Annotated in this window: 13 protein-coding genes and 1 pseudogene; 9 read left to right on the top strand and 5 right to left on the bottom strand. The window is 62.3% G+C overall.

The features are described 5' to 3' along the window. Positions 1-19: 19 nt before the first annotated feature. Positions 20-1,240 carry an acetyl-CoA C-acetyltransferase gene (locus J2805_RS19040; protein WP_309979050.1) on the bottom strand — a complete coding sequence of 407 codons (1,221 nt, stop codon included), beginning with the start codon at positions 1,238-1,240 and terminating at the stop codon, positions 20-22. Between the two features lie 149 nt (positions 1,241-1,389). On the opposite strand from J2805_RS19040, the gene J2805_RS19035 reads away from it, so the two are divergent. Further along, positions 1,390-2,379, top strand: a complete 990-nt coding sequence (locus J2805_RS19035) for an NAD(P)H-dependent flavin oxidoreductase (protein WP_309979049.1) — start codon at positions 1,390-1,392, stop codon at positions 2,377-2,379. Here J2805_RS19035 and J2805_RS19030 read toward each other — a convergent pair. Next, on the bottom strand, positions 2,376-2,942 hold the full coding sequence (locus J2805_RS19030; protein ID WP_309979047.1) for a PadR family transcriptional regulator: 567 nt from the start codon (positions 2,940-2,942) through the stop codon (positions 2,376-2,378). The genes J2805_RS19035 and J2805_RS19030 overlap by 4 nt on opposite strands. Before the next feature lie 154 nt (positions 2,943-3,096). On the opposite strand from J2805_RS19030, the gene J2805_RS19025 reads away from it, so the two are divergent. The 8 genes from J2805_RS19025 (at position 3,097) to J2805_RS18990 (ending at position 13,280) form a co-directional block, all read left to right on the top strand. Then, entirely contained in the window at positions 3,097-4,047 is a 951-nt protein-coding gene (locus tag J2805_RS19025; RefSeq protein ID WP_309979045.1) for a LysR substrate-binding domain-containing protein, read from the top strand. After that, the gene (locus J2805_RS19020) at positions 4,037-5,140 is read left to right on the top strand and encodes a mandelate racemase/muconate lactonizing enzyme family protein (protein WP_309979043.1); all 1,104 of its coding nucleotides are present in this window, start codon (positions 4,037-4,039) and stop codon (positions 5,138-5,140) included. Before J2805_RS19025 ends, J2805_RS19020 begins: the two co-directional genes overlap by 11 nt. Positions 5,141-5,161: 21 nt before the next feature. Then, the gene (gene catC / locus J2805_RS19015) at positions 5,162-5,467 is read left to right on the top strand and encodes a muconolactone Delta-isomerase (RefSeq protein WP_309979041.1); all 306 of its coding nucleotides are present in this window, start codon (positions 5,162-5,164) and stop codon (positions 5,465-5,467) included. A gap of 515 nt (positions 5,468-5,982) precedes the next feature. After that, positions 5,983-6,852: a catechol 1,2-dioxygenase gene (gene catA, locus J2805_RS19010; RefSeq protein ID WP_309979038.1), complete on the top strand. Its 870-nt coding sequence runs from the start codon at positions 5,983-5,985 to the stop codon at positions 6,850-6,852. Between the two features lie 7 nt (positions 6,853-6,859). Continuing rightward, on the top strand, positions 6,860-7,459 hold the full coding sequence (locus tag J2805_RS19005) for a flavin reductase family protein (RefSeq protein WP_309979036.1): 600 nt from the start codon (positions 6,860-6,862) through the stop codon (positions 7,457-7,459). Positions 7,460-7,523: 64 nt separating this feature from the next. Further along, a complete protein-coding gene (locus J2805_RS19000; RefSeq protein ID WP_309979034.1) occupies positions 7,524-9,137 on the top strand; it encodes a 4-hydroxyphenylacetate 3-hydroxylase family protein in 1,614 nt (537 codons plus the stop codon). A 954-nt stretch (positions 9,138-10,091) separates the two neighbouring features. Next, positions 10,092-10,301 (top strand): hypothetical protein, encoded by a 210-nt coding sequence (locus J2805_RS18995; RefSeq protein ID WP_309979032.1) that lies wholly within the window; start codon positions 10,092-10,094, stop codon positions 10,299-10,301. 819 nt (positions 10,302-11,120) lie between these two features. After that, a complete protein-coding gene (locus J2805_RS18990; protein WP_309979029.1) occupies positions 11,121-13,280 on the top strand; it encodes an amylo-alpha-1,6-glucosidase in 2,160 nt (719 codons plus the stop codon). 1,149 nt (positions 13,281-14,429) lie between these two features. Here the strand turns inward: J2805_RS18990 and J2805_RS18985 are convergent. From J2805_RS18985 to J2805_RS18975, 3 genes and pseudogenes are all read right to left on the bottom strand, one after another. Continuing rightward, a complete protein-coding gene (locus J2805_RS18985; RefSeq protein ID WP_309979026.1) occupies positions 14,430-15,749 on the bottom strand; it encodes a peptidoglycan DD-metalloendopeptidase family protein in 1,320 nt (439 codons plus the stop codon). Between the two features lie 702 nt (positions 15,750-16,451). Further along, positions 16,452-17,205 (bottom strand): annotated as a pseudogene (locus tag J2805_RS18980) (ZIP family metal transporter). Beyond that, positions 17,206-18,282: a PDDEXK nuclease domain-containing protein gene (locus J2805_RS18975; protein ID WP_309979024.1), complete on the bottom strand. Its 1,077-nt coding sequence runs from the start codon at positions 18,280-18,282 to the stop codon at positions 17,206-17,208. It abuts the pseudogene before it with no gap. Between the last annotated feature and the right edge of the window lie 65 nt (positions 18,283-18,347).

The raw sequence follows: 18,347 nt of genomic DNA, 5'->3' as shown, positions 1-18,347 counted from the left end.
CTTATCTTTGATTGCTTGATCAACTGAGGCGCTCGATGACCATCGCCATGCCCTGTCCGCCCCCAACGCACATCGTCTCTAGCCCGAACTGGGCGTCGCGCGTCCGGAGGTTGTTCAGGAGCGTCGCTGTGATTCGGGCGCCCGTCATTCCAAACGGATGCCCGAGGGCGATAGCGCCCCCGGAGACGTTGAGCCGTTCTTCGTCGATTCCGAGGGTGCGAGCCGAGGCCACCACCTGGACGGCGAACGCTTCATTGATCTCGAACAGGTCAATGTCGCCAACGCCTAGACCGGCGTTCTTGAGTGCCCCTCGTGTCGCCTCGACAGGACCCAGGCCCATCACCTCGGGCGAGAGTCCGCTCACGCTCGTCGAGACAATGCGGGCCAGAGGCTCGACCCCGAGTTCCTTCGCCCGGACGTCCGACATCACAACGAGGGCCGCCGCGCCGTCGTTGAGGGGGCAGGCGTTCCCTGCCGTGACCGTTCCGTCTGGACGGAAGACCGGCTGAAGCTGCTCGAGTGCATCGTGCGTCGTCCCTGGACGCGGCCCATCGTCACTGTCGATGGTGCGATCATCGGGGAGGTGGACAGGCGTGATTTCCCGCGCAAAGAACCCTTCTGCAATCGCACGTTCGGCACGATTCTGGCTGAGGACTGCGAAGGCGTCCTGCTGCTCCCGGGAGATTCCCATCAGTTCGGCCACATTCTCAGCCGTCTGCCCCATATCGATGTAGGCGTCAGGCAGAGCGCCGGAGTCCCGCGGGTCCTCCCAACGATCGCCTCCGCCTTTGGCCCGTCGACTTGTGCGGGCAACGGCATCGTCAAACTGCGGATTGTAGGTGCCGGGAAGGAAGTCTGCGGTCCCTTTCCCGAATCTGCTCACCGTCTCAACTCCCGCGGACACGAACGCGTGTCCCTCGCCAGCACGGATCGCATGAAAGGCCATGCGTGTTGTCTGCAGACTTGAAGCGCAGTAGCGGTTCACCGTGACACCGGGAACGGGGTCCAGGCCGGCTAGTACGGCGACAATGCGCGCCATGTTGTAACCGGCCTCACCCGCGGGCTGACCGCACCCAAGGAGCAGGTCGTCGATCTCCGTTGGGTCGAGCTGCGGCACCTGAGCCAGGGCTGCCTGCACCATCTGGACTGCAAGGTCATCGGCCCGCATGTCGACTAGAGAGCCCTTGTTCGCTCGTCCGATCGGGGACCGCGCGATGGCGGCGATCACGGCTTCGGGCATCGAAGCTCTCCTTCATTAGTTCACGGGCCATAGACAAGCGCCCGACTTCTGTGCAACATATTTCTATGCAACATATTGCATGAACGCTAGGTCGCGCAAGACCCGCTGGGCCAATGCCTCACATGGCTCATCGCATATCAAGGAGCAAAATGCCGCTGCCCGCTGAGATTCTCGCCTCTCTGACACTGCCTGTCGTTGCCTCACCGATGTTCATCGCGTCGGGCCCAGAGTTGGTCGCCGCCCAATGCCAAGCCGGTGTGATCGGTTCATTCCCCGCGCTCAACGCACGCCCGCAGAGCCTGCTCCGCGACTGGCTCCAACAGATCCAGGAGTCCAACGACGCTTTCGCTGAAGCCAACCCGGGCACACCTGTTGCACCCTTCGCGGTGAACCAGATCGTGCATCGCTCGAACTCCAGGCTCGAGGACGACATGGCGGTGATCGTGGAGCACCGGGTCCCGATCGTGATTACTTCACTTGGCGCAGTCCCGGAGATTAATGAGGCAGTGCACTCGTATGGCGGTCTCGTGCTGCACGACGTCGTCAACAATGCCTTCGCGCATAAGGCAATCGATAAGGGGGCCGACGGCATCATCGCCGTCGCCACAGGCGCAGGGGGCCATGCGGGTACCCTCTCCCCCTTCAGCCTCGTACAGGAGATCAGGGAGTGGTTCAACGGACCTTTGCTGCTCTCCGGGTCAATCGCTAACGGACGGTCGATTCTCGCAGCCCAGGTACTCGGGGCGGACCTCGCGTATGTCGGCTCGGCGTTCCTTTCCACGCACGAGGCCAATGTCGTTCCGGGCTACAAGGAGATGATCGTCAACAGCACTGCAGCTGACATCGTCTACAGCAACCTGTTCACTGGCGTCCATGGCAACTACCTGCGCGGCAGCATCGTGGCGGCCGGGCTCGACCCCGACAACCTCCCCACATCAGACCCATCCGCCATGGACTTCGGCCAGAGTGGGACGGATGCTAAGGCCTGGCGGGATATCTGGGGCTCGGGGCAGGGAATTGGCACGATCCGCTCTATCCAGAGCACGGCCGACCTCATCGCCCAACTCAGGACCGAATACCAGGAAGCCTGCGCCACTACGCCTGTCCTGTCACCCCTCGCTTGGAGTGGACAGTCCTAATGACTGCTCGACGTGCTCGCGCTATCCTCGATCGCGTCGAGCACGCTTAAGGCCTCGCGGCACCACTCAGCCCACGCCTGCTCGAGGAGGAGCCCACCGCGTAGCACTAGGTGCCCCAGTCGGAGCCGGAGGTCCGGGAGGACTTCGAAGTCACGGCGCTCAATCTCCTGGTAGGCGGCGAGCGTTGCCTCATGCACGGCGAGATGATGTTCAATCACCGGACGCAGGCCCGCAAGCTCGCCTGTTGCAGCCGCGGCCCGAACGCGAATCATGATCGCCTCGCGCGGTGCAGTCGGCTCATCGATCTCAGCGAGCCAGTCCCCGAGCGCCTCAATTCCGCGGGAAGTAATGCTCAACTCCCGCGGGGTTCCCCGGCCGACCGGCTGCGTCCTGTTGTTGGCGACCACCAGTCCCTCGGCGGTAAGCTGACCGATCTCGCGATAGATCTGCTGATGGGTCGCGCTCCAGAAGTAGCCGATGGAGCGGTCGAATCGACGGGTCAATTCGATCCCAGAGGAGGCTCGCTCGGAGAGGGAGGTCAGGATCGCAAAGCGCAAGGACATGTCCACATGCTAAGCCAATGCCACGGGGGAAGAGCGCGCTCACTCGGAATTGATACGCCCTGTATCTCAATGAAGGAGAATTGGATATTTCTCCCGACTGAACCGCCAACGTAGTCTTGAATCAGACGGGCCCGGTTGGATGGCAGGAGGGGCGATGGAGACGAGGTACCTGCGCTATTTCATCGCGGTGGCGGAGGAGAAGCATTTCGGCCGCGCGGCCCAGCGCCTTCACATGGCCCAGCCGCCCTTGTCCCAGCAGATTAAGCAGCTCGAGGAGCAGCTGGGCACCCTGCTCTTCGAGCGAACCACCCGCAAAGTCGAGCTCACGCCGGCCGGCGAGCTCCTGCTCGACAGAGGTCGGCACATCCTCCAGGACCTCGACGAGCTCGAGTCCGATGTGGCCCAAGTCGGGGCCGGCGCCGCAGGTGTGATCAGAATCGGCCTGTCAGGCTCAGCAACCTACCGTCTCCTGCCGGCTCTCGTCCAAAAGGTCCGGCGCGAGCTCCCGGGCCTCAAGCTCACCGTGCGCGGCGAGATGCTGACGCCACAGATGGTCGCCGACCTCGAGGAGGGCAGGCTCGACGTCGCCGTCCTCCGCCCGCCCGTGAACTCGCCAGAGATTATGCTTGCCTTCCTCGAACAGGATCGACTGGTCGCGGCGCTCCCGGCCGCCTCGCCGTGGGCGGAGCATGCCCAGATCGATCTTGCAGAGCTCGCTGACGAGGCCTTCGTCGGCTACCCGACGGACTCGGTGGTCACCCGTATCTTCCGAGAGGCCTGCCGGAACGAGGGATTCACCCCGAACGTCGTGCAGGAAGCGGCGGAAACTTCCACGCTCCTCTCGCTCGTCGCAGCCGGCATGGGCGTCGCGCTCGTGCCCATGACATCGCGCATGTTCACGTTCCAGGGCATCGTCTTCCGCCCGATCCGGAACGCGCCTCTCGTCGATCTCGCCGTCGGCTGGCGCGTAGGCAGCGAGACGCAGCTCGTTCGCCGTTTCCTCGACCTCTTCGACACCGTCCCCGAACCGCAGCCCGGCCACGGCGGGCGACCTGCCGCCGTCGTCCGCTCCTCGCACCTGAAGGAAGCCTCCAATGAAGATTGAGCGCATCGAAGCGATCCCGTACTCCATCCCGTACGCGCACCCCCTGCGCTTTGCCAGCGGGGAGGTGCATGCGGCTGATCACGTCCTGGTCCGGATCCACACCGATGACGGACTGGTCGGCATCGCTGACACCCCGCCCCGGCCTTACACCTACGGGGAGACGCAGGCATCGATCGTCTCGGTCCTAAGCGAGATTTTCGGGCCCCAGCTTGTCGGCCTCGATCCGCTCGACCGGGAGAAGGCGCAGCGAATCATGGCTCGGACCGTGAACAACCCGACGGCGAAGGGCGCGATCGACATCGCCCTGTGGGACCTGGTCGGCAAGTCCCTCGGCGTCCCGGTGCACAAGCTCCTGGGCGGCTACTCCGAACAGATGCGGGTCTCGCACATGCTCGGATTCCGCCCCGCGTCCGAACTTCTCGAAGAGGCCTTGCGCTTCCGCGAGGAGCATGGCGTGACGACGTTCAAGCTCAAGACAGGCCGCCGCCCGCTCTCCCTCGACGTCGAGGCGGTCCGGGTCCTGCGGGAGGGTCTGGGCGAGGAGGCCGAGATTTACCTCGACGCCAACCGCGGCTGGAGCGCGAACGAAGCCCTGGAGGTGCTGCGCCGCACCGAGGAAATGGGCCTGTCGATGCTCGAGGAGCCCTGCGACGCCGGAGAGGCGCTGAGTCGGCGCCGGCTCGTTCGGCTCTCGCCCATCCCGATCGTGGGCGACGAGTCCGTCCCCACGCCAGGGGACGTCGCCCGCGAGCTCATCTCCGGAGGCTGCACGGCCGTGTGCATCAAAACTGCCCGCAGCGGCTTCACCCAAGCACAGGACATCCTGGGCCTGTGCACCGGCCTGGGCGTCGACGTGACCATGGGCAACCAGATCGACACCCAGATCGGCAGCCTCGCCACCGTCACCTTCGGCGCCTCGCACGAGGCCAGCCAGCGCCGGGCCGGCGAGCTCTCGAACTTCCTGGACATGGCTGACGACCTCATCGCCGAGCCGATCGAGATCCGCGACGGCGCTATCCGCGTCCGCGAGGCCCCCGGCGTGGGCGCCGAGATCGACGAGGGCAAACTCGCCCACTACCGCCAAGACACCTAAGAAGACTTCGAAGGAGACCCCGTGCTGTTCATGGTCAGGATGGACGTCCATCTGCCGCCCGAGATGTCCCCCACCCTCGCCGAGGAGATTAAAGAGCGCGAGAAGGCTTACTCCCAGTCGCTCCAGCGTGACGGGAGATGGTCCCATATCTGGCGTGTGGTCGGGGAGTATTCGAACTACTCGGTGTTCAACGTCGATAGCAACGACGAACTGCACGATCTCCTGTCGGCCCTCCCGCTCTTCCCCTACATGGACATCCACGTCACCCCGCTCGCCCACCACCCCTCGGCAATCGCGCAGGCCACATCCCAAACAGTCGCGGGATAACCTGCGGACCCCATGATACGTCTTGGGTCCTTGACCTTTCGTCGGGCTTAGGCGGTTCGGGTCAACGCCAAGCGGCTCCTCCTGCGCCGCTATGACGTGGGCGGGCGGGAAGTGACCTGCCGTCGTCGCCCGGACCTATCTCTCCTTAATCTCAATGAAGGGAAAATGGATACTTCTCTCTATAAATCCGGCGGCCTACTGTGGAAATAGAAAACCCGTAGAACCGAGGGCCGGGACGATGAAGCGTTTGGGAGCATCCAGAACCCACCGTGGGTGGGAAAGTGGCAGTTACTCGCCCGCCCATTGGGCGGCTTCCCATGAGGGCATCGCAGCTCACAACAACCTGCCCGATGAGGAATCGGACCGCTGGTCCCGAGCGCCAGCTCCGGGCCGGACTGGGCTGATTGATAAATATCGTGAAAGTCTCAATCGCAGAGAAATGAGTATTTCACTCCGAAGAATGCATCGGCCTAACGTAGACATATCCCAACGTGATACACGACACAGGAGTCACCATGAGCGTTGAAACCCCAGCCACACATTCAGAGACCACTGGCACTGCCGCCGAGGCCGGAGCAGGAGCTACCGCCCGCTTTCGGGCCAACAAGACGATCGGCGCGACCTCGAGCCAGGAACGCGTCGCCCGCCTCGCGGGCAAGGTCATCAAGGCCGTCAACGACACCGTCCTCGAAGAGGAGGTGACCTACGACGAGTACAACGCCCTTAAGGCGTGGCTCATCAAGGTCGGCGAGGACGGCGAGTGGCCGCTCTTCCTCGACGTGTGGGTCGAGCACTCGGTCGAGGAGGTCGCGAACGCAAACCGGCACGGCTCGAAGGGCACAATCGAAGGTCCCTACTACGTGCCGGACTCGCCGGCGCAGAAGACGCCCGCTGTCCTGCCCATGCGGGAGAACGAGCCCGGGACGCCGCTGCTCTTCCAGGGCCAGATCACGAACATCGACGGCGAACCGCTCAAGGACGCCAAAATCGAGATCTGGCACGCGGACGACCTGGGCTTCTACTCCCAGTTCGCCCCCGGCCTGCCCGAGTGGAACCTGCGCGGCACAGTCCTGGCCGACGACGAGGGCCGCTTCCAGGTCAATACGGTCCAGCCGGCGCCGTACCAGATCCCCACCGACGGGGCATGCGGGCAGCTCATCGCCGCGGCCGGCTGGCACGCCTGGCGGCCCGCCCACATCCACCTCAAGGTCTCCGCCCCGGGCCACCAGCTCGTCACCTCTCAGCTGTACTTCCCGGGAGACCCGCACAACGCCGATGACATCGCCTCTGCCGTCAAGCCCGAGCTCATGCTCGACGTACACGAGCGCGAGGACGGCCCCGGCCGTGTCACGACCTACGACTTCCGGCTCGACCCCGAGGACTGAGCAGAAGATGACCCAGGTCAGCACAGCCGAGCAGCTCAACCTCCCGGCACCGATTGACAGCCGTGAACTCCGGCACACCTTCGGCACCTTCGCCACGGGCGTCACGGTCGTCACGACCCGCACTCCTGATGGCGTCCCGCACGGGGCGACCGTAAACGCCTTCACAGCCGTCTCCCTCGAGCCCCCGCTCGCGCAGGTGACCCTTACCCGCAGCTCCAAGGCCGCCCAGTACCTCGACGGCGCGCCGTTTGCGATCAACATCCTCTCCGCCGCGCAGCAGGATGTCGCCCTCCACTTCGCGGGAAAGCCCATGCAGGGCGCCCCCGAATGGGTGCTCGACGGCGGAGTCCCCGTCCTGTGCGGAAATGCCGGCACCCTGGAGTGCTGCCCGTGGAACGTGTACGACGGTGGAGATCACATCATCGTGATCGGCGAGGTTGTCTCGCTCGAGTACGACCTCACCGCCGAGCCGCTCGTATTCTACGGCGGCAAGTTCCGGGCCATGGGCGAGCTCATCGACGGGGCGCCCTGGAACCTCTCCGGTGACGGCCCCGACTCAGGGTGGTTTGCCGGTTCCCGCTCGTTCAAGGCGCTGTATAGCCGATGACGACTTCTTTCGTTTCTTCTCCAGTTCCAGCCCATTTCCCAACAATGCCCAGAAAGGACCAGCCATGAGCAATCTCATAGACGAGACGGCTGCGCCGAACCACGTTCCTGCAAACACCACGAGCGAGCGGACCACCCAGGCCAACGCGCTCAAACCCATGACCGGCGACGAGTACATCGAGTCTCTCAAGGATGACCGCGAGGTGTGGATTTACGGCGAGCGTGTCAAGGACGTCACGACGCACCCCGCCTTCCGGAACTCGATCCGCATGGCCGCACGCCTCTACGAGGCCCTGCACACTCCCGGCCTGCAGGAGAAGCTCCTAGCCCCGACGGACACAGGCTCCGGCGGGCAGACCATGAGCTACTTCCGCGCCGCCCGCAGCGTCGAGGACCTAAAGAAGGACCGCGAGTCGATCGAGACCTGGGCCCGCCTCTCATACGGCTGGCTCGGACGCTCGCCCGACTACAAGGCCGCGTTCCTCGGAACCCTCGGCGGAATGCCCGACTTCTACGAGCCGTTCAAGGACAACGCCCTGCGCTGGTACAAGGAATCGCAGGAGAAGGTCCTGTACTGGAACCACGCGATCATCAACCCGCCCGTGGACCGTCACCTCCCGCCTGACCAGGTCGGGGACGTGTTCATGAAGGTCGAGAAGGAAACCGGCTCAGGCCTCATCGTCTCGGGGGCCAAGGTCGTGGCAACCGGCTCCGCGATCACGAACTACAACTTCATCGCCCACTACGGTCTGCCGATCAAGCGGAAGGAATTCGCGCTCATCTGCACCGTGCCCATGGATGCGCCCGGCGTGAAGCTGATCTCCCGCGCATCCTACTCGCACCAGGCTGCGGTGATGGGAACGCCCTTCGACTACCCCCTGTCCTCCCGCTTCGACGAGAACGACTCCGTCTTCGTCTTCGACAAGGTCCTCATCCCCTGGGAGAACGTCTTCGCCTACGGTGACGTCGAGAAGGTCAACAACTTCTTCCCGCAGACGGGCTTCATCAACCGGTTCACGTTCCAGGGCGTCATCCGCCTCGCCACGAAGCTCGACTTCATCGCAGGCCTGCTCATGAAAGCCCTCGAGATGGCCGGGACCAAGGACTTCCGCGGTGTCCAGACCCGCGTCGGCGAGGTGCTCGGCTGGCGCAACATGTTCCGGGCCCTCATCGACGGCATGGTCCACAACCCCGACCCCGGCCCCAACGGGACCGTGCTGCCCAAGCTCGACTACGGCATGGCCTACCGCATGTTCATGGCCATCGGGTACCCCCGGATCAAGGAGATCATCGAGCAGGATGTCGCCTCAGGCCTCATTTACCTCAACTCGAGCGCACTCGACTTCAAGACCCCCGAGATCCGCCCGTACCTCGACAAGTACGTGCGCGGCTCGGGCGGCGTGGAGGCAGTGGACCGAGTGAAGCTCATGAAGCTCCTGTGGGACTCGATCGGCACCGAGTTCGGCGGCCGGCACGAGCTCTACGAGCGCAACTACTCGGGCAACCACGAGAATGTCAAGGCCGAGATGTTCTTCGGCGCCGAAGCGAACGGCACCGCGGACGCGATGAAAGGCTTCGCCGAGCAGTGCATGTCAGAGTACGACCTCGACGGCTGGACCGTTCCCGACCTCATCGGCAACGAGGACGTCAGCCTGTTCATCAAGAACCACCGGAAGTGACCTTCATGCTCGATCGGCTGCGACATCTGCCTGCTGTCGCACTCGGGCTCTTCTCTGCTCCCCGCAGCCTGGTGAATCGTCCAAATTCCGCAGGATATACGAGGCGCGGACAAATGTGCTCATTCGCCTGGGAAGGCTGGTGGGACGAGGAGCTAGGCAGGGACTGATTGAGCCCCGGCCCCCAGTTGCGAAGCAGGCCCGGCCCCGACTCGTGCGGGGCCGGGCCCTCGACTCAGGGCTATCGACCGAGATCATCTGTGGCAGGCAAGGAGACGCCGTTAGGAGTCCTGGGGGTCATTCCGCCCCCCATAAGCGGCCGGGGATTGGGTACGAGGTAATTGTGATCGGGGCTGAAGGCTACCCTCGTGGTACACCACAGTGCTTTCCGGCGTGGCGGGCAGCTCCGAGCATGCGGGAGACCTTCTAGATGACACCGCTCGACTTCTTCGAAGAAGAAGGGAGCGAAGTCCCCTTCCTTAGAGACAATGTCACCTTGGCAGTGGACCGCGATGACGCCTGTGCGTTGTCGATTGAGTTCCATGACTCGTTCTCCTATTTCCCCGGCACCACTACGACGTTTGTGAAACCGCCGCGGCGTTTTTCCCGGCGTCAAGAGCCTCGTTCACTTCGATGCTTTCCGGAAGGATGACCAGCCCGTCAGCAGGTGCCCCGATGAACGCACAGAATCCGCCGTGCGGGCAGTCCTCGAACACCTGCTGTGAACCTGCTCCGAAGCCAAAGTAGCCTGGCAGGTGATAGGCGGGATCATTGATCCTCTCGCCCCGGCGATGTCTTCCATTGCTATCGAAGCATCGCGGGAATCACCACGGTGCAGGACGTTGAGAACACTATCTCGGCCAAGCGACCCATCTAGAAACCAGGAATCCTGGCGGCGCATCTGCACGTCGCCAGGATTACCCGGGCGGCTTCATCAAGTCAGGAAAGGAGAATGGGATGTCTCTGCAGTTCCAAGAAGACTGGGTTCCGTTGTTGGGGCAGGAGATCTGTATAGTCCGCAGCGGAAAAGAGGTCCGAAACGGCCTAGTCGATGCAGTGATGCCCGACGGATCCATCCTATGGATCGCTGCCGAAGCAACCACTCCACGCTCGATGTTTGAGCGGGCCAGCGGCTATGAGGCTTGGATTCGTTACCAATGGGCATAGTCCGAAAGAAAAGCGGCGACAAACCGCCTTGCAACGGAGGTCTCCGGGCTTGGGCAGTATTCTGCTGCCCGGAACGTGAGGGGGCGTCTTACCAGGGATATGCGTCCGTAAAACGGGAGCCAAAAAATGCAATGTCCACCTCGATCCAACAGGTTCGAGAAAGCTGGCACACCTTTCGGGCAACAATAGGTTTCGAAGAGCTCAGCGATACCCTCGGCCTCTCCCCACACAGCGGCGGGGAAAAACCATGTCTATGAGCATATATGGAACGTTCACTTCATCTCCGTCAAGCAGGTTGCATGCTGTCATCCTCCGCTCCCTTTGGTGCCGCGGATCAGGTACGTTCCGAGCAATGCACCTTGTGACGGCCGTTCTCCCGTTCTCATTTGGTGAGCGAAAGCTGTCTTGACCTGTGCCTTGACCTTTGGATCAGGGTTGGCGTGCTAGCAGAGGGCAGTGTGACATGCACGCGAGGGCCTGTGTGTCCTCTCCTTCCGGCTTCCGTCAGCGACCGACGCCGCGGGCGTTAAGGTACTGCTTGATGACGATGTTGAATTCCTCGGCCGGCTCTACCTGCGACCAGTGGGCGCACTGGCTGAAGATGCGGGCGTCGGGGTTCGGAATGATTTTGAGCAGCTCCCAAAGTTTTGGACTTCGGTTGCCCGTTTCGTCATGTCAAACCTTTTCGAAAAGACATCCTCTGGTGACGTAAGGCAGGCAGGTGTAGCGTCGATTTAGACGAAGTCGATCAAATTTTGAGGGGGCGACAACCGGAGTACGTCCCTGTTGCCGCTGCCCAGCCTGTTGATGGGAGCCAACGTGGCGGGATGGAACGCTGATACAGCGGCAGGACCGCTAGGGCCGGGGGCCGTCACCTTGGTAGAGGGTTCTTCCTTCTGTATCTCTTTGCCGAATGGAGACATTAACCCCGGCCTTCCTCACGGTCTGTTCGTCCAGGACACTCGCATCCTTTCCCGCTGGAGCCTGATGATTAACGGTCAACCGGTGGAGCCCTTAACGGCCGAGACCAAGGAGCCGTACAGGGCACTCTTCGCAGGGAGAGTTCCCCGCACAGATGGCTATGCAGACAGCCCGCTCATTGTTGAACGGCTGCGAGAAGTAGGAGCCGGCATACTGGAGCAAATAACGGTCTCGAATTTCTCACTGAATCCCGTGGAATGCGTGATCCAGCTCAGAGCAGAGGCGGATTTCGCCGACCTATTCGAAGTAAAAGAGGCCCGGATCCAGCGATATTGGGTCCCAACCCGCCACCCTAAGAAAGATTCACTCCTAATAAGTGCCGTTTGGGAAAATGTTCGCAAAGGAGTCGCCATCACGGCTCATGGCGCCGATATCCAGGAAGAGACCCTCACCTACCGCGCAATTCTGGGACCACAAGCTCACTGGACGACCACGCTGACGGCGGTGCCTGATGAACAAAACATGGCAACATACTTCAATCATCCAACAGCCGGTGGCCTGTCCCCGAGCGATCTACGCAAACAGGAATGGGTTGACAAAATTCCAGTTCCGCAAGTCGAAAACACCTCAATCGAACGCACCGTGAAACGCAGCTACGATGATCTAGGGGCCCTAAGAATTGAGGATCCGGAACATCCGGAGCGCGTAGTCGTGGCGGCCGGTGCACCTTGGTTCATGACTCTGTTCGGGAGGGACTCCCTCTGGGCATCAGAAATGGCGCTGCCCGTGGACGCTTCGCTGGCTCTCGGCACCTTGCAAACACTGGCGGAGCGTCAGGGGAAAGTGGTGGACCCCCTGAGCGAGGAGGAGCCGGGCAAGATCCTGCACGAAGTAAGGCTCGGTGTCTCCGGCGGACTGTCCCTAGGCGGCAAACCTACTTATTACGGAAGCGTCGATGCAACCCCGCTGTTCGTAAGTGTCCTCGGTTCAGTCAGCCGTTGGGGCTTTCCTGCCGAGACCATCGCCGCGCTGTTGCCCCACGCGGACCGTGCACTGGCTTGGATCCAGGACTACGGGGATAAAGACGGCGACGGGTTCGTGGAGTACCAGCGACTAAATGAGCGAGGACTGATCAACCAAGGATGGAAAGACTCCTGGGACGGCATCAACTTCGCCGACGGCACACTGGCCGTGCCACCGATCGCATTGTGCGAAGTGCAGGCCTACGTCTACGACGCCTACATAGCGCGGGCATGGATGGCAGCCGACGCCGGCCAAACTTCCCTCGCTACCGAGCTCACCGAACGAGCAAAACGATTGAAGAAGCAGTTCAACGAGCAGTTCTGGCTGCCCGAGCGTGGATACTACGCTGTCGCGTTGGACGGCAAGAAGCGGCCAGTGGACGCATGCACATCCAATATGGGTCAATGTTTGTGGTCCGGCATCGTAGATGAAGACAAGGCCCCGCTAGTGGCGGAACGACTCATGTCCCCGGAAATGTTCAGCGGATGGGGCATCCGGACGTTGGCCAGCCATATGGGCGCCTACAACCCGGTGAGCTACCACAACGGGTCAGTGTGGCCACACGACAACGCCATTATTTCCGCTGGACTAATTCGCTACGGCTTTACAGCGGAGGCACAACAGATCACCATGGCGATAATGGACGCAGCAGAACACTCTAACGGTCGACTGCCCGAACTATTTTGCGGCTTCCCGCGGGAACGGTATTCCCGCCCGGTGCCCTATCCCACCGCATGTTCGCCTCAGGCCTGGGCCGCCGCCACGCCGATTATGTTGTGGAGGAGCCTGATGCGATACGACGTGCACGTTTCCCGAGGCCGTGTATGGATGGATCCTGCGCTCCCCGAGACCGTGGGAGACGTGCACATCAGCAATGTACCTCTCGGCGACGCTCGCCTCACTATCGACATTTCACGGACCGCAACGTCCATCAGCGGGCTGCCCGAGGGAGTGACCTTCCATCGCGGTCACCGCCCATGGAACGCGGACTTATTGGAGCATTCCCGGGCACTTCCGGATGAGCAGCCAAAGTAGCCATTCGACGTCCGACCACCGGGCCCACCAAGGAAACTTCCGGTAGTCCCGCACCGTCCCGGTTGAAGAGCGAAGAGGGGCAGTCAATAGTGCCCGCCCCTCTCTTATCTGCCAGGTTCGTCATGAGGACCGCGACGAACAGCCCTTGGGCTACAGCCGCGCGGACTGCAGCTGACGTCATCCGAGTAACCGTCAGGGTGGAGCACACCCCAACCTGGCGTCAGGACGAAGGGGCGAAAGCATCAGGATAGAGCTCACATAGCTATCTTCTGACAGACCGCCTCTGCAGTCTTGGACCCTAATCTGACACAGAGGAGCCATTGCTTGGCCATCCGGTGTTCCAACGAGAGACTCTTGGGCCAGGACCAAATTAGTCGAGGTCGCATCGGTGAAGACTCCGCAACCTAATTGTCCAGAGAACTTTGGACAATCTGCCAGCCGTCAGATCCGTGGGGTTTGGTCACCACGTGCACCGCAAGTGATCGGCCTTGCGAGCCGAACACTGGGAGTTCCGCACTTCCCCGGCCAGTCCTATTCGTCGTGGGATTTTGCCTAATCTAGGCCGACCGTCAGTGTGTGCGGCACAGGCTCGATGCCGAAGCGCGCTCAACCCACCGGCACCACGTCGCTGACTGCTGCTACGGCGGAAGAGACGGGCAACGACGCCTGGTAGCCTCGCTACTTTTGCGATGCTGACCGTCTTTCGTACGCTCCTGCCCGTTCGTGGGATAGAGGGTGACAGGGTTTGCGCCGGGCCAGGCACATCCGGAACCTTGGGTTCTACCCCCAATCCACTTGTTAGGGAGCTAACGATGAAGTCCGTGGCTCGAAAGGTTGTAGCCGGAAGGGTCAGTGACTGCCGCCTGTGGGTTTCTGGTGGTCCACGGCCCAGCAAGAAGTCGGACCCGGTAAGGCCGCGTTTTGAGAACTGTCCAACGTTTTTGGCTTAATTGGCGAAGCTCCGGTCAAATAGCGGTTGACCGGAGCTTCAGTCCATTATGGGTTGGTAAACCTGAAAGTTAGCTGGGATGGCGGTCCAGGACACCGACCGATGAGGAACGCAGCGGCCCCCACAAGAGCCGGCCAACTTCGGGACGGCTCCGCGTCCCCCTGGTGATTTAGGAACGCGGAGCCAGTACACCGGCGGTGTTACATTACGTGCGGGAACGTCGACCAGCTATCCCCGATTTTGGTGGGGGCGCTGAGGCCGGTGCCGTTGTGGGCGTAGTACCAGAGGTCGCCGTTGGCATCGATTCCCAGGATGTCGGCCTGGCCGTCACCGCTCCAGTCTGAAGCGATCGCCTGTTTGTGGTTCGCCCAGCCGCTGCCGATTTTGGTGGGGGCGCTGAGTCCGGTGCCGTTGTGGGCGTAGTACCAGAGGTCGCCGTTGGCGTCGACGCCGAGGATGTCGGCCTGGCCGTCACCGCTCCAGTCCGCAGCCATCACCTGTTTGTGGTTCGCCCAGCCGCTGCCGATTTTGGTGGGGGCGCTGAGTCCGGTGCCGCTGTGGGCGTAGTACCAGAGGTCGCCGTTGGCATCGACGCCGATGACGTCGGCCTGGCCGTCGCCGCTCCAGTCCGCTGCCATCACGTGTTTGAAGTTCGCCCAGCCGTAACCGATTTTTGTGGGGCTGGACAATGAGTAGTTGTTGTTCGGGTAGTACAACAGATCTCCGGCGGCGTTAACGCCGATGACGTCGGCGGCGCCGTCGCCGCTCCAGTCCGCAGACATCACGTGTTTGAAGTTCGCCCAGCCGGAGCCGATCTTGGAGCGGGCACTGAGCCCGGCGCCGTTATGGGGGTAGTACCAGAAGTCACCGTTGCCATCGACGCCCAGGACGTCGGACTGGCCGTCGCCGCTGAAGTCAGACACCCGTTCGCCGTCGGCTCCCGGCAGCTTGTTGGAGAGGCCGTTCTCGCTTACAGGCCGGCTACCGGCGGGATAGTAAGTGCCGGCTTCCACCGTGTTGGGGATCTCACTGCTCTTCTTGGTAACGCAGTCAACGATGTTCCAGTGCAGGTGCGGACCGGAAGCATTGCCCGTGGCGCCGGAGGAGGCGATGTGCTGGCCCTGGACCACCCATTCGTCCTTGTTGACGATTGTGCTGCTGAGATGGGCGTACTGGGAGCAGCGGTTGTTGCCGTGGTCGATCAGGACCATAATGCCGCCACCGTAGGCATCCAATCCCTCGAAGTAGACGCGGCCGGCCGCCGAGGCAACGATCGTCGTTCCATAGGGCGTTTCGATGTCGACGGCGTGGCGGTTGTAGTCGTCGTTATGCGAGGTGCTGCCGCCCGGAGACTGGCTGATGTTGTAGGCGTGTCCTGCCGGGTACGGCAGCTTGTACGGTGCGCCGATGGCGGCGTGTGCGGCCTCCTGAGATACCAGGCTTCCCAGCCCGGCGACGAGGACTGCTGCAAGGGTGACGGCGATGCCACGGCGCAAATTGGCCTTCCGCGGCTGGTGCATTCCCGTGCTTCCGGCGCGAGCCGAAAATTGACGCCGCAAAGTACTGGCGTTCATTCTTCCCCCAATTTTCTTGTCAAAAACCAAATGAATCGCTCACTGAGCTCAAATAGGCTATGGGCTGAGCGTGGGGAGAAAAGCGAAAAACCCGTCCAATTTATATAACGTTTGGATAAAATCGTGGCAGTACCTTCAGCCGATGTTCTCCAGAGTGTTGGAGCGATCTGGGCTGCTGGGCTGCTGGGCAGCTACGCCCTCGCTGCGCACTCTGGGGCGCGCGGCACTGTGGGGGCCTTCCAGATGGGTAGCCCAGGTGACCGGTATCGGGAGCGCTCCTAAGAGGCTTTTCGGGTAGAGTCCGGTCATGACTTTGGGGAAGTTTTCAGGAACTGGAAAGCACTGCGGGCGGCACGCAAGGCCGCGATCCAGGGAGTTTGCGAGGCGTGCGGCGGCCCCCTTGGCGACGACCCTTGGGTGACTTATTACCGGACCTGCTCCGCAGAGTGTGAGGAATCGGCCGGGTTCCGCTGGACCCTGTAGCGGCCGGCAGCGGTCAGGGCGGGTTGGCCTTCGGCTGTCCTTTCGTGCTCCGCTTGCCTCCACACCTGGATGGGCCGCCCGCTGGGCATGCCGGCTGTGCTCGGTGCAGCGAAACCACCCGACGCCTTCGTCCATGCGTCCGCGCCACGTGCGGTGTCGTCCGGGCTAGCCGCTAACGTGATGGATGGTAAAGGCCGTGAGAAAACCCACAGATGCTGTCAGGCCGGTGAGGTTGTGATGCTCTTCGAACGCTTCCGGGATCATTGTGTCGGCGAGCATTGCCAGAATCCCACCGGCAGCGATCGCCGTAATGAACGCCACCGCCGCGGCAGGGGCATTCTCCAGGGCTGCGTAACCGATCAGGGAGGCGATACCGCAAAGCAGGGCTATCGCACCCCACACACCAAACACATAGCCTGCGCTTCGCCCGGCCTTCTTCATCCCCGCGGTGCCGGAGAGACCCTCCGGGACGTTGGAGATGAACACGGCGGCGAGCATTGCCGGGCTGACTCCGCCGCCGGCGAGCAGCCCCAGCCCCAGGACCACGGATTCCGGAATGCCGTCCAGAAGTGCCCCCAGCGCTATCGCTGTTCCGCTGCCGGGCGCCTCCTTTTCGGAAGGTTGCTGATCGCCCGAGCGTTTGCGGTGTTTCGCTCCCGACCTGGCCAGGAGCATGTTGGCTCCAACATAGACCAGCGAGCCGGCGAGGAAGCCTGCGGCCGTCGGCCACAATCCCCCGCCCTCTACGGCTTCATCGACCAGTTCGAACGCGAGGGCGTAGATTAGCACACCGGCGCCGAAGGACATCACCGAGGAGACGAGCTTCGACGGTATTCTCCATCGCCAGGATATGCCGGCGCCAAGGACGCCAAGCACCCGCGACAGTTCCCCAAACCAGTGCCTGCATCCACACAGGCATTCAGTCCATCCTTCGCCGGTTCGACTTCGCACTTTCGAGTGCCTCGGTGTCCGGTTCGGCCCATTCGAGGGCGGCAACGATGTGTCCTTCGTTGGGGAGCGCCTCCTGTTCGGCCGGTGGGAGTTTGTCGTAGGTGTAGGCGGCGACGGCCATCGGCGAGGTGGAGCGTCCCAGGCTGTATCGGACGCTGCGGTCGTTCTTGGTTCCGCAGATGAGGATGCCGATGGTTTCGTTGTGGTGGTCGCGGCGAAGGACGTCGTCGACGAGGGCGACGTAGAAGTTGAGTTTGCCGGCATACTCGGGTTGGAACTTTCCGGTCTTAAGTTCGATGACGACGTAGCGGGATTGTTCGATGTGGAAGAACAAAAGATCCACATAGAAGTCGTCTCCGTCGACGTCGAAGTGGACCTGCCGGCCGACGAAGGAGAAGCCTGGACCGAGTTCCCGGAGGGTTTCGGTGATTCTGCTGGTGAGGGCGTTCTCGAGGTCACGTTCGGCGACTTCCCCGGAGAGGCCGAGGAATTCGAAGTTGTAGGGGTCCTTTGCCATCTGCTGGGCAAGCTCGGAGTCTGGTGCAGCAAGCTGTTGCACAAAATTGGATGGAGCGGCGCCGGTCCGCTCCATCGACTTGTTCATCATCATGTTCATGAGGACGTTCCGGGACCAGCCGTATTGCACAGCTGAGGATGCGTACCAGGTCCGCTCGTCTGGGGTCGCCGCCTTGTCCAGCAGCACGGTGATATGGCCCCAGGGCAATTGTGCAACAGGCTGTTGCACTATTGGTTCCGGCCAGGCGGCGGCGAAGCCGCGCATGTAGAAGAGGTTGCGGCGGGATAGTCCCTTCATCTCCGGGAATTCGGTCCGCAGGTCATCCGCCAGCCGTCCAATGACTCCGCTCCCCCAGTTCTCCACGTCCTGGCGTTCCAGGATGGTCTTCCCGATGGACCAGTAGAGCTCGATCAGCTGTGTGTTAACGGTTCGCATTGCCCGGGTGCGTGCGGCCCGGACCCGGTTCTTGAGCTCACCGAGGAGGTCGGTGTATCCAGTGGGGAGGGCGAGGTCGCGCGGTTCGGTCATGGGTTCCATCCTAAGGAGCGGCCCGGGCAGGCGAGCACCTCCCGTCCTGCGTGCCGGCATGCCGT

The organism is Arthrobacter oryzae, from assembly GCF_031454875.1.
GTDB classification, from domain to species: Bacteria; Actinomycetota; Actinomycetes; order Actinomycetales; family Micrococcaceae; genus Arthrobacter; species Arthrobacter oryzae_D.
The sequence above is the reverse complement of the archived record's forward strand: the minus strand, read 5'-3'. Positions and strand labels throughout refer to the sequence as shown.